General features: G+C 35.0%; 15 protein-coding genes. 5 read left to right on the forward strand and 10 right to left on the reverse strand.

The features are described from left to right. Positions 1–14 precede the first annotated feature (14 nt). The 4 genes from HX004_RS08100 to HX004_RS08115 form a co-directional block, all read right to left on the reverse strand. Positions 15–878: a DUF6048 family protein gene (locus HX004_RS08100; RefSeq protein WP_286441952.1), complete on the reverse strand. Its 864-nt coding sequence runs from the start codon at positions 876–878 to the stop codon at positions 15–17. Next, positions 844–1,380, reverse strand: coding sequence for a DUF6452 family protein (locus HX004_RS08105; RefSeq protein ID WP_286441953.1), 537 nt, complete (start codon positions 1,378–1,380; stop codon positions 844–846). The genes HX004_RS08100 and HX004_RS08105 overlap by 35 nt, the downstream gene beginning before the upstream one ends. Before the next feature lie 142 nt (positions 1,381–1,522). Then, positions 1,523–2,251 carry a ZIP family metal transporter gene (locus HX004_RS08110; RefSeq protein ID WP_286441954.1) on the reverse strand — a complete coding sequence of 243 codons (729 nt, stop codon included), beginning with the start codon at positions 2,249–2,251 and terminating at the stop codon, positions 1,523–1,525. 4 nt (positions 2,252–2,255) lie between these two features. Continuing rightward, on the reverse strand, positions 2,256–2,987 hold the full coding sequence (locus HX004_RS08115; protein WP_286441955.1) for a class I SAM-dependent methyltransferase: 732 nt from the start codon (positions 2,985–2,987) through the stop codon (positions 2,256–2,258). A 95-nt stretch (positions 2,988–3,082) separates the two neighbouring features. Here HX004_RS08115 and HX004_RS08120 point away from each other — a divergent pair, with 95 nt between their 5' ends. From HX004_RS08120 to HX004_RS08135, 4 genes are all read left to right on the forward strand, one after another. After that, a complete protein-coding gene (locus HX004_RS08120; protein ID WP_286441956.1) occupies positions 3,083–4,243 on the forward strand; it encodes a THUMP domain-containing class I SAM-dependent RNA methyltransferase in 1,161 nt (386 codons plus the stop codon). Between the two features lie 7 nt (positions 4,244–4,250). Continuing rightward, positions 4,251–4,484: a hypothetical protein gene (locus HX004_RS08125; protein WP_286441957.1), complete on the forward strand. Its 234-nt coding sequence runs from the start codon at positions 4,251–4,253 to the stop codon at positions 4,482–4,484. Between the two features lie 383 nt (positions 4,485–4,867). Further along, positions 4,868–5,290 (forward strand): N-acetyltransferase, encoded by a 423-nt coding sequence (locus HX004_RS08130; RefSeq protein ID WP_286441959.1) that lies wholly within the window; start codon positions 4,868–4,870, stop codon positions 5,288–5,290. A 2-nt stretch (positions 5,291–5,292) separates the two neighbouring features. Further along, entirely contained in the window at positions 5,293–5,862 is a 570-nt protein-coding gene (locus HX004_RS08135; protein WP_286441960.1) for a Crp/Fnr family transcriptional regulator, read from the forward strand. A 24-nt stretch (positions 5,863–5,886) separates the two neighbouring features. Here HX004_RS08135 and HX004_RS08140 read toward each other — a convergent pair whose 3' ends face one another. Beyond that, positions 5,887–6,588 carry an SIR2 family NAD-dependent protein deacylase gene (locus tag HX004_RS08140; protein WP_286441961.1) on the reverse strand — a complete coding sequence of 234 codons (702 nt, stop codon included), beginning with the start codon at positions 6,586–6,588 and terminating at the stop codon, positions 5,887–5,889. Positions 6,589–6,630: 42 nt separating this feature from the next. Here HX004_RS08140 and HX004_RS08145 point away from each other — a divergent pair, with 42 nt between their 5' ends. After that, positions 6,631–7,305 carry a TrmH family RNA methyltransferase gene (locus HX004_RS08145; RefSeq protein ID WP_286441962.1) on the forward strand — a complete coding sequence of 225 codons (675 nt, stop codon included), beginning with the start codon at positions 6,631–6,633 and terminating at the stop codon, positions 7,303–7,305. 165 nt (positions 7,306–7,470) lie between these two features. Here HX004_RS08145 and HX004_RS08150 read toward each other — a convergent pair whose 3' ends face one another. The 5 genes from HX004_RS08150 to HX004_RS08170 all read right to left on the reverse strand — a co-directional run bounded on the left by HX004_RS08150 (position 7,471) and on the right by HX004_RS08170 (position 10,966). Continuing rightward, positions 7,471–8,259: a TerC family protein gene (locus tag HX004_RS08150; protein ID WP_286441963.1), complete on the reverse strand. Its 789-nt coding sequence runs from the start codon at positions 8,257–8,259 to the stop codon at positions 7,471–7,473. 12 nt (positions 8,260–8,271) lie between these two features. Further along, on the reverse strand, positions 8,272–8,655 hold the full coding sequence (locus HX004_RS08155; RefSeq protein ID WP_286441964.1) for a DNA topoisomerase IV: 384 nt from the start codon (positions 8,653–8,655) through the stop codon (positions 8,272–8,274). A gap of 7 nt (positions 8,656–8,662) precedes the next feature. Then, positions 8,663–8,893, reverse strand: a complete 231-nt coding sequence (locus HX004_RS08160; protein WP_286441966.1) for a DUF6095 family protein — start codon at positions 8,891–8,893, stop codon at positions 8,663–8,665. 5 nt (positions 8,894–8,898) lie between these two features. Beyond that, on the reverse strand, positions 8,899–9,711 hold the full coding sequence (murQ, locus tag HX004_RS08165) for an N-acetylmuramic acid 6-phosphate etherase (RefSeq protein ID WP_286442118.1): 813 nt from the start codon (positions 9,709–9,711) through the stop codon (positions 8,899–8,901). 256 nt (positions 9,712–9,967) lie between these two features. Further along, positions 9,968–10,966, reverse strand: coding sequence for a DUF2135 domain-containing protein (locus HX004_RS08170; protein WP_286441969.1), 999 nt, complete (start codon positions 10,964–10,966; stop codon positions 9,968–9,970). Between the last annotated feature and the right edge of the window lie 952 nt (positions 10,967–11,918).

Genomic DNA, 11,918 nt, shown 5'->3' on the forward strand with positions numbered 1-11,918 from the left:
ACGAGGCTTTTTTTTTATAATTTTTCTGATGTTTTCTGCTTATTTTCATTGATAAGTTTTAAATCTTCAGCTTCCATTTTGTTTCCTTCTAAGTCGTATTGGGTGTCTTTTTCAGGAATAGTAAAGGCTTTTTTATTTGATTTATAAAGTGGAATGAAATAACTGACGGTGTAATTAAAACCAACTCCAATGGCTCCACTATATTTTCGATTATAACCAGGGATGAATAAATTTTCAAAATCATCGGGTTGTTTTTGAGTAATTAAACCCGTCAAGCGAAGGCTAAATCCCATAAAGACATTGTTGAATACTCTCGTTTTTACTCCAGCTACAAATTCTACCCAATGAGCAGATAAACCACTGTATTTTTTATTTACGGGGATAGCGGGATTTTCAAAATAAGGGTTGGTCGTATAAGGTTTATACCAATCTAAGGTTTGAGAAAAAGTAGAAAAACCATATCGAGCACCTACGTATATTTGATCTTCGCGATCTAGCCAATTTTCGTGAAGATTATAATCTACTCCAATACGCAAATAGGTTCCATTGGTGGTATAACCGTACGTACTCTCTGTTTTATTTATTTTATCATGTCCTAATTCCGCAACAGCAAATAACTTCTTAGTTAATCGGTAATCTCCAACAACCTCAAAACCATTATAGGTTTTATCGTACATAGAGCGCGTAATTCGGAACAAATCCGCACCTAGACGTAAACCATAACGTTGAGGGTATTTTGGTGGCTCTTGAACGGCCATATGAGCGTTTTTATCTGTATTTTTTACGGGTTCTTTGCTCTTTTCTTGTGCATTGATAACAATAGAAAACAACAAAATCACGCTACTAGTAATATACTTTAAAATGAGCTTGCTTTTCATCGTCTTTGCTTTCTAAATTGTTATCTATTTCGTTTGTTTCCGTTGTGTAGAGCTTGATCCAATTACCTTTGGTTGTATTGGCTTGTCCATTTAAAAGAGGAGAACTACCATCTTGAAGTAAAGAAAAAGTAGATACGTAACCACATGCTTTATTCAAATAGGACGTATTTATTCTGTATTTTAAAGTTAAGGTATCGCGAATGATTAGGGTTTCTTTTCCTTTCGTTTCCTTAATTTGAAGAACCCAATCCGTTTGTTGTTGGTCTAGACGAAGAGGAAGGGATAAGGTATTTCCCATACTGCGTATTGTGTCTTGAACTCCTATTGCATAGGCTTCCACCAAACCGTTTTTGGCAACTTCTTGATCCTCATAGTTGAAGAATTGAATTTTATAATTCGGAGTTGTCGGTTCTTCCTTGCCGCATATATCATCTTTCTCACAAGCTACGAATGCAACCGTAGCAAAACATAGAAAAGAGGCGATAACCATTATTTTTTTCATAAAGAAATAAGTCTAACGAATAGTAATTGCACCAAAAATACTAAAAACAAACCAAACGATTTATATTCTTAAGATTGGTTTTGCAAATAAGTGGGAATAAATCAAGGTAAAATTAAAAAGTCGGAAGAAACCTTCCGACTTTTTATATAAAGTATGCGGCAATTACACCAAGTAATATCGCTATTAATTTATTGATATTGAATTTGTGATCTTCGTTACTTTCAAAAATAATGGTTGAGGAGATATGGAATAGAATTCCAACTACAATTGCCGATATTTCTGCATAGTACGTGTTTAAAATAGGGACATTACTTGAAATTAAAGTACCTAAGGGAGTCATAATGGAAAACAACATCATAAAGACAAAAACCATCTTTTTATTCATCTGGGCATTAATAAAGAAAGCCGTAAGAATAATGGCAATAGGCAAATGATGAATTCCAATTCCCAAGGCCAATTCACTGTGTTGGCTGATAGGCATTCCTTCAAATAAAGCGTGGATACATAAACTAATAAACAGCAACCAAGGGATGCGATCTAGTTTTTCATGTCCATGAACGTGTCCATGTTCAGCACCTTTAGAAAAATATTCTAGGATAATCTGAAAGACAATACCCGCCATGATGAAAAAACCAATTCTTGCTGCACCACCGTGATCGTGATCGTGATCATGTAAGTGTCCACCTCCTGTAACAAGATCTCCCATAGCTGCTTGATATACATCAGGTAACAAATGAGTGACAGTTAAAGTTAATAGAAAAGAGCCACTAAACGCCATCAGTAATTTGAGGTGTTTTTTGTTTTTCGGTTGAAGGAGTAGTGCAATTAAATATCCAATAATTACAGCTAATAAAGGTACGATATACGCCATTGGCTTATTTAAAAATCATGATTAATCGATCAGATTCGTTTGGATAGAATTTTCTTAATTTATAATCGCCAAAAACATCAAGTAAGTAAATGTCATTTTCATTCATCATAGCTTCAAAATCAGCTAATGTAAAGGCCTTAACGCGCTCTGAATAGGCGTGATCCTCTCCATCTGCTTGGAAGCGAATATTTTTAATGATATATCCATCTTCTACTTTGCGCTCAATATGAAATTCAATGCCCTCAACAACTTTAATTTCTGAAGGAACTAAATTAGCAATAACTTTATTGACATTCATAAAATCAATTACCGCTAATCCATAATCAGATAAGCTATTGTGCATGGCTTTTAGTGCATTGATGTTATCTTCTGGATTACTAAAATAACCAAAACTCGTGAATAAGTTAAAAACAGCATCGTATTTTTTTTCTAAAGGCTCACGCATATCGTGTACCTCGAAGTGTAAGGTGTCGTTTTCCGCAGCTTTAGCAACCTCAATACTATTGGCTGATAAATCTGCACCCACCACATCATAACCTAAACTGTTGAGGTAAATGGCATGACGACCTTTGCCACAAGCTAAATCTAATACTTTAGAATCTTCGGCTAAGTTTAAGTAATGGGTAAGGTTATCGATAAAAAGTTGTGCTTCATCATAATCTCTATCCTTATATAAAATGTGATAATAAGGGGTGTCAAACCACGATGCATACCAAGCTTTCTTTTGTTCAGACATAGTTTTAATTTAAATCTTTTATTAGCTTGCAAATTTACTTTATTTTTGCACATCTAGATAACGAATACAATTATTCCTTATAGCGATATAAAAAAATGGAAAATTTTAAAATGGTAGCTAAGACTCTTTTCGGTTTAGAGGAGGTTTTGGCGAAAGAACTACAGCTTTTAGGAGCAACAAAAGTGAAAGAAGGAACTCGTATGGTGAGTTTTGAAGGTGATAAAGGATTTTTGTACAAAGCAAATTTAGCTTTGCGTACAGCCTTGAAAATTTTGGTTCCAATTAAACAATTTGCTGTTTACAATGAAAGCAATCTTTATAAAGGAATTCAAAGTATTGATTGGAGCAAATATTTAGGTGCACATCAATCGTTTGTGATTGATTCAACCGTATTTTCTGATCAATTCAACAACAGTTTATTCGTTTCTTTAAAAGCAAAAGACGCAATTGTCGATCAGTTTAGAGATAAGTTTGACAAGCGTCCAAATGTAGATAAGGACTTTCCAGATTTGCGTATTAACGTACATATTCAGCGCGATTTATGTACAGTTTCACTAGACTCTTCAGGTGCTTCTTTGCATCAAAGAGGATATAAAACAGCAACAAATATAGCGCCAATTAACGAAGTATTAGCCGCGGGAATGTTGTTGTTGTCAGGATGGGATGGTAGAAGTCATTTCATGGATCCGATGTGTGGTTCGGGGACGCTTTTGATTGAAGCAGCGATGATTGCTTGTAATATCCCTGCAAATATCAACCGAAAAGAATTTGCTTTTGAGCGTTGGAACGATTGGGATGCTGATTTATTTGAAGTTATTCAAAATTCATTGCTAAAACGCGTGCGTGAATTTCACTATACGATTCAGGGGTATGACAAAGCACCTTCTGCAGTGATGAAAGCGCAAGATAACGTGAGAAATGCCAACCTTGAAGAATATATCAAGATTGAAAATTTAAACTTTTTTGATACGTCTAAAGAAGTAGAAGGACCTTTACATATGGTATTTAACCCTCCATATGGTGAGCGTTTGGATATCAACCTAGAGCGTTTTTACCGCGAAATTGGAGATACCTTGAAGCAAGGTTATCCTGGAACTGATGCTTGGTTTATTACAGCTAATATTGAAGCATTGAAATATGTAGGTTTACGCCCTTCGAGAAAAATTAAACTATTTAATGGTAAATTGGAGGCTCGTTTAGCAAAATACGAGCTGTACGAAGGAAGTAAAAAAGGAAAATATATGAACGAAAATTAAAAAAACGATGAGTGTAGGAACTAAAACAATACTGTTTCAATTTGTGAGTTTTGCGGTGCTGTTTCTTTTAGCGCGAACAGGGTTGATGTATTTTACTGATTTATCAGGAATATGGTTGCCGATTGTTAGTGCTATTGTAGCAACTGTTTTCGCTCCACAATTTAAAGTTTTTAAAACGGATGAAGGAGATAAAATCTGTGTGAAATGGATTTTTCTAAAAGGCGTAAAAGTCTTGAACTAATAAAAAAGGAAGCTTATTGCTTCCTTTTTTATTGGAAAGAAGAAATCGCAGCGTAGCAAGATTCATCGAATACCAATATAAAATATAAATCTAATGAGATAAAGAAGAAAGAAGAGAAGTTTATTTTTGTTGAAATAAGAGTATATTTTCTTTAATCGATAATCTGGCGAAAAATCAACTTGCGAAAAATCAAAAAATCAAATCTAAAGGTTAACAGTTGAACTCTTCTGAGTAGCTAAATTGTTCTTTAATCGAAAACGTCGACAAAAAAACAAACAACAGAAAAACGAAAAAACAATCTCAAAAATTGTTAAATTCCTTCTTAACTTAAGTAAAGTATAATCTGAATTCCCTTTTTTACTTTTGTTGCATAAAAAATAAACATGATACGATTATATAAAACAGAAGACGGTAGAGCTGTGGTAGAGCTGTGGTATGAAGCATCTATCATTGCTCATGACTTTATTGAAGCAAGCTATTGGCAAGCTAAAAAAGAAGATATGGAGCATGTTTACATTCCCAATAGCGAAACTTATGTCTATGAAAAAGAGAAACAGCTGTTGGGTTTTGTATCTTTGGTAGATAATTATATCGCAGCCATATTCGTTGCTCCAAGTGCACAAGGAAAGGGAATAGGGAAGGAGTTGATGCAGTTCATCAAACAACAACGATCTACGTTGGGGTTAGGTGTGTATGCTAAAAATACCGATTCGATTGCCTTTTATAAAAAACAAGGATTTGTCGTAGTTGAAGAAAAACTTGATGAATCGACAGGAGAACGTGAAGTTGTGATGGAATACAAATAAAAATGTTGTCCTTTAATAGAGCTGATTTACCTTTAGAAGAAGTATTAAGTGATGCAAGTGTTGAGCTGATTGAGCAAACGCTAACTTCTATTGTTTTACCTAAAGGATATCGTTTATTAGAGGATAAAGAAGGAGTTAAGCACGCCTATCTCATTAAAAAGGGAATTGTCCGTATTTTTGTTACGACAGAAGACAAGGAAATAACGTTTGAATTCGCTCGAGAAAAAGACATTTTGAGTACTTCATTGGGGTATTTTTATCAATCACCAAGTTATGAATGTTTTGAATTATTAGAGGATACCATACTTTATCAAATTGATTTAGTGGAGATGAAGCAACTTTTCTATAAGTCTATTGAAATTTGTAATTGGGCGAGACAGTTTACAGAACTCAATGCGATTAAAACACAAAAGCAATTGATTGATATTTTGGTGTTAACCCCAGAAAATCGATATCTCCATTTGATGGAACACGATAAAGCTTTATTTCAACGGGTTCCCTTAAAACAGATAGCTTCTTATCTTGGTATATCTCCGATTTCTTTGAGTAGAATTCGAGGAAGAATAAAATAAAAAAGCGGTTAACAACCGCTTTTCTTATATCATTTGACTCAACTCAATTAGAGATTCTTGAATTTTTGCCATACCAACAGAGGCCTTTTCAGGGAGGACTTCAATTTTTCGATTGAAGTGTTTGGTAGAGGCGGGGTGTAAATCAATATAGTAAACTAAGGCTTCTGCTTGTGCAAAGTCGAGCAAGGATGCAGCGGGATACACTTGTAAAGAAGTTCCGATAATCAAAATAATATCTGCAGCTTCTACATAGGGAATGGCGCGTTCTAATTCGGGAACCATTTCTCCAAACCACACAATATGTGGGCGTAAGCTGTGTCCGTGTTCATTGCGATCTAAAGTGGTTAAATCCGCGGTCCAAGGATAAATTAGGTGTTCATTGATTTCACTTCGTACTTTGAGTAATTCGCCATGTAAGTGAATGACATCCATACTTCCAGCGCGTTCGTGTAAATCATCTACATTTTGAGTGATGACTGTTGTGTGAAAATGTTGTTGTAGTTCTGCAATTGCTTTATGAGCTGCATTGGGTTCACAAGTCAACAATTGACGACGACGATCGTTGTAAAACTTTAAAACCATTTCTTTGTTTTTAGCCCAACCAAGAGGAGAAGCTACTTCCATAATATCATGACCTTCCCATAGTCCATCCGCATCGCGAAAGGTTTTTATTCCACTTTCTGCACTCATTCCCGCTCCTGAAAGCACCACTAAACGTTTTTCCATAATATTCTTACCTTTGCATTTTTGAATAAAACTAAAGATATAATGAATATTTCAAACAAGCTATTTCAAGACAAGGAATACTTAGCTTATTTAGAAACTTTTTTGACGGAGAATCGAGTAGAGCGATTCAAAGAAGTTTTAGCAAACCGAACCAATCATATTACGGTGGTAGCGGAAGATGTGTATCAATTGCACAATACAAGTGCTGTTATGCGTAGCTGTGAGGTATTTGGTGTACAAGGACTCCATGTAATTGAACAGAAATTCGGTAAGCGAATCGATAAGCAAATTGCCCTTGGTGCAGAGAAATGGGTGGATATTCACCGATATAACTCTGTACAAGGAAGCATTGATGCTATTAAGGCTAAAGGTTATAAAATAGTTGCAACTACGCCTCATGGAACAGCACAAAGTTTGGATAAGTTTGATTTATCTGACCCCGTAGCGATCTTTTTTGGGACAGAAAAATCAGGTTTGTCTCCCGAAATTATCGAACAAGCGGATGATTATATCACGATTCCTATGGTGGGCTTTACCGAGAGTTTAAATATTTCTGTTTCTGCTGCTATTATCATTCAAAGTTTATCCACTCGATTGAGAGAATCCAATATTTCATGGCAATTAACCGAAGAGGAGTTATTGGCAAAACGCATTGATTGGGCAAGAAAATCAATTAAGGATATTGATTTCGTCACTGAGCGATTTTTGAATGGTTAATCAGTTATCGGTTATCGGTTATCGGTTATCAGTTAACGGTTAGTTTGTCGAAAAATGTATAAAACGTATATACAAAAAGTGTTCAGTTTAAAAAAACTGAACACTTTTTGTATTATTTCATCTCATCGACTCACCATCTCATCATCTCACAGACTCACCATCTCTCTATTTCGCTTTTTTTCTAATTCGCATATTGATAAATTCAACAATAAGAGAGAAAGCAATGGCAAAGTACAAATATCCTTTTGGTACTGCACCTACATCTTGTCCGGCTAATTTAGCATCTGATAAGTGCATACTTTCGGTTGTAAGCATAAATCCGATTAAAATAAGGAATGATAATGCTAAGATTTGAATTGAAGGATTGTTGTTGACAAAAGTTCCTACAGGAACAGCGAAAATCATCATCACTGCTACGGATACAATAACTGCTGCAATCATAATGTACAAAGCTCCTTCGATACCGTTGGTCATACCTACGGCAGTAAGAATACTATCGACAGAGAAAATTAAGTCGATCAATAAAATTTGAACAATGATGTTTCCAAAAGATTTGGTTGCTATTTGTTTTGCATTAGGCGTTGCGCTAATGTCTTCCGCAACTTGTACGTGAGCAACTTTTTCGTGTATTTCCTTGGTGGATTTGTAAATCAGGAAGATTCCCCCTGCTAGTAAGATTAGCGCTTGACCATTAAAATGAGCACTAAACCAGCCCCAATCAACACTAAAAAGAGTGGCTTTCATTTTGATTAGCCAAGTAATAGCAAATAGTAAACCAATTCGCATGAACATGGCTAAAAATAAACCGATTTTCGTCGCTTTTTTTCTTTTTTCTTCCGGGAGTTTACCCGTTACAATTGAAATGAAAATGACGTTGTCAATTCCCAAGACAATTTCCAAGAAGGTTAGCGTAATAAACGCTACAATAGCGTCAGCAGTTAAAAAAACTTCCATATAGAGATAGGATTATAGTTCTCCAATTTTTTTAAGGTTTCCGCGCTCTTTTCTTGCGTCCCCTACTAAACCATATTCAAAAACACAGCTATCTCCATCTGTCGTAATAATTTTGATGCTAACTGCTTTTTTCTCAGCCATGTTTTTCGGATTTTTCTTTTGTAAAACAAATTCACAATCATTAATCCATCGAATGCTTGAGGTGTCTACTTTTCCTTCGAATTCTTCGATTTCATATTCAGCTGTGCGAACAAAAGTAGATCTTTTTTCAACCCCGTCAATTTCGGTAACAAACTCAAATTTTCCTGTTCGGAAGTTAGCACAATTTCGCTCTTGTTGATAGCAAGAAGCAAACAAGGCAAAGCAGGGTAAAAGATAGAATAGTTTAGTTTTCATAGAATAATTATTTCCCAAATAAAGATTTCATAATGGTGTTAATCCCTTTAAAAAGTAAAAACATAGAGGATAAACAAATGATACATCCTAATCCAAAGACTGGAATAAAAAACGGATTACCTTGGTTTTTTAGTGAGCTGTGAATTACAATGGGGCCAAGAAACAATAAAGGCAATGTAATAGCAAGATATTTAACTCCTTTTTGTAATACTTTTCGATTTGTACCTTGTGGTTCCATAGGGCTTATTTTTTATAATGATCGAGTGCTGAACGCACACTTTTATATTGATTTAATAACTGAGTAGCTTCTATTTTACTCACTTGTAGTTCTTCTTGTAACATGGCGATACCGCGTTGTATTAATTTGGCGTTTGTCATTTTCATGTCGACCATGCGATTGCCTTTTACTCGACCCAATTGAATCATAGTAGAAGTAGAAATCATATTGAGTACGAGTTTTTGTGCTGTTCCAGCTTTCATGCGTGAACTTCCAGTAACAAATTCAGGACCTACAACAACTTCAATAGGGAATTGTGCTACTTGACTCAATGGACTGTTGGGGTTACACGTAATACAAGCCGTTGGAATACGATGTGTGTAACACGCTTCTAAGGCTTTAATTACATAAGGTGTTGTTCCTGATGCAGCAATACCTATAACGAAATCGTTTTCGTTGATTTGATACGCTTGTAAGTCCATCCATCCTTGATTGGGGTTGTCTTCAGCGTTTTCAACAGCATGTCGAATAGCCTGGTCTCCACCAGCAATTAATCCAATGACTAAATCAGGAGAAACCCCATAAGTTGGTGGACATTCGGAGGCATCTAAAATGCCCAATCGACCAGATGTCCCCGCTCCAATATAAAATAAACGACCTCCTTTTTTGAGCTGAGATACAATGGTTTGAATCGCAACTTCAATTTGAGGAATTGCTTTTTCAACAGCCAAAGGTACAGTTTGGTCTTCCTTGTTGATGTTCGTTAGAATCTCAAGAACAGACATCTGCTCTAAATGGTCATAAGCAGAAGATTGTTCCGTAATTTTGATAAAATCCACTTGCATTACTTTTTTAGGGTTGATACAAAAATACTCAAAATAGTTTAGATTCAATGGAGTGGAATGGGAATTCCAATGTTCATTTTTTAGCTGTAAATTTGCAAGGATTATGCAAGAAAAAAAACGCCAGTAAAAAATTATACTTTTTACTGGCGTTTGACGTAAATCATTGAAAATTAAAGACAAATATTTTTAATTTCAATTTGTAATACTCCCTGGTAAGAAGGAATTATCATCATTTGATGAAAGGAAAATATTACTTTTTGTAAACTAGTTTTTCATTTAAGTTGAAAGGGACAATTGAACGAGTAGATTCTGCCTCAACAATAGAAGAAAATTGCCCGTCAATGATAGAGAATGCACCAATTAAAACGTGTTGACTAGGTGTGTTACCACTACCTTGATAACTATCGTCGAATTTACCCATCATATGATCTGATAATCGAACACTTGAACCATTATACATTACATTTACAATGTATTTACTACCTATTCTTTGTGATTCACATTTTCTATATAGGTCAACATAAATATAGTAAACACCATCTGTTTTTAAATCATTGAAGTAGATATTTTCATTTTTAATCTCATCAATACTACAACCTGGATTTGAATCAATATCTAATTCTGCAATTCTAATACCTTCAGCATCCGCTATCGATTTATTTCCATAATAAACGCGTTGTCCTTCTTTGTTTACTAAATGCAAATCAACATCATCTTCTAAATCCCAAGAAAGTGAAATTTGCAATTCGCCTGTACCAGCAGCAACTAATTGTAAGTCTACATATTGAGTTTCTGTCATGGTTCCATCCATTAATCGCCCTGCAATAGCAAGTTCAAAATTTTCTAAACTCAATTTTTGAGATAAATCAACAATTATTTCATAGGTAAACTCATTGTTTCGAGTTAAGGCTTCATTTTTAAGCTTAAAATCATAAAATCCATCATGTCCTTTTAACGCAACTAGAATAGCATCCAATTGATCCGTACTTGTAATGGTCATAATGGTTTTTCCTCCATTGATTACATACTTGTTAATGCGAATATGTTTCACTGAATTTTTTTCACCCGAAGGTATTCCACCTTCTTTAAAGGTCGCTCCATCAATGTTAAAGAATTCATCTTTAAGAGTGTTTGGAACTTCTTTTTCTTTTTCAATATCAGTAGGATTACTGCTATCATCATTACTACAAGAGGTAGTTCCTAGAAGGAAAAAACCCGCTAGGGTAAATAATAAAACTTTCTTTTTCATAGCTTTTTTATTTGTTATTAATAATATTCGATTTCTTTTTCAGGACAAACATAAATAGAATTTTATACATAAAATAAAATAAATTATTACATTTTGGTATAATATGTTTTGATAATATGATTATTTATTGATTAAAATATATGGATAAGGTGAAATAATGTTGAAAATGAAAAACAATGGTTGTTTTTTGTAACATATTGTTTTATAAAAAGTTAAAATTTTTCTTCTCTCTTTTGAGTTTAAAATGAGGGTGAAATTGAGAAAATGCGTGAATAGTGCAATTTTTGAGGTGATTTAATGTGCCCATACAGATGATGAAAATGGTATATTGTTTGATAATGCATCGTAGGGGCGCATGGCAATGCGCCCATTATAAAGAAAAATATGGATTCCAAGAGCATATTTTCACGCGCCGATTTATAAAGGAGATTATGGATTGCAAGGGCACATTTCCATACGCCTTTCAAAGGGAGATTATGGATTGCAGGGGCACATTTCCATGTGCCCGTACGGATGATGCATCGTAGGGGCGCATGGCAATGCGCCCATTATAAAGAAAAATATGGATCATATAGGCATATTTTTATTGTGCCGATTTATAAAGGAGATTATGGATTGCAAGGGCACATTTCCATACGCCTTTCAAAGGGAGATTATGGATTGCAGGGGCACATTTCCATGTGCCCGTACGGATGATGCATCGTAGGGGCGCATGGTAATGCGCCCATTATAAAGGAGATTATGGATTCCAAGAGCATATTTTCACGCGCCGATTTATAAAGGAGATTATGGATTCCAAGAGCATATTTTCACGCGCCGATTTATAAAGGAGATTATGGATTGCAGGGGCACATTTCCATGTGCCCGTACGAATGATGCATCGTAGGGGCGCATGGCAATGCGCCCATTATAAAGAAAAATATGGATTCCAAGAGCATATTTTCACGCGCCG

The organism is Myroides sp. 1354, assembly GCF_030324495.1.
Taxonomy (GTDB): Bacteria; Bacteroidota; Bacteroidia; order Flavobacteriales; family Flavobacteriaceae; genus Flavobacterium.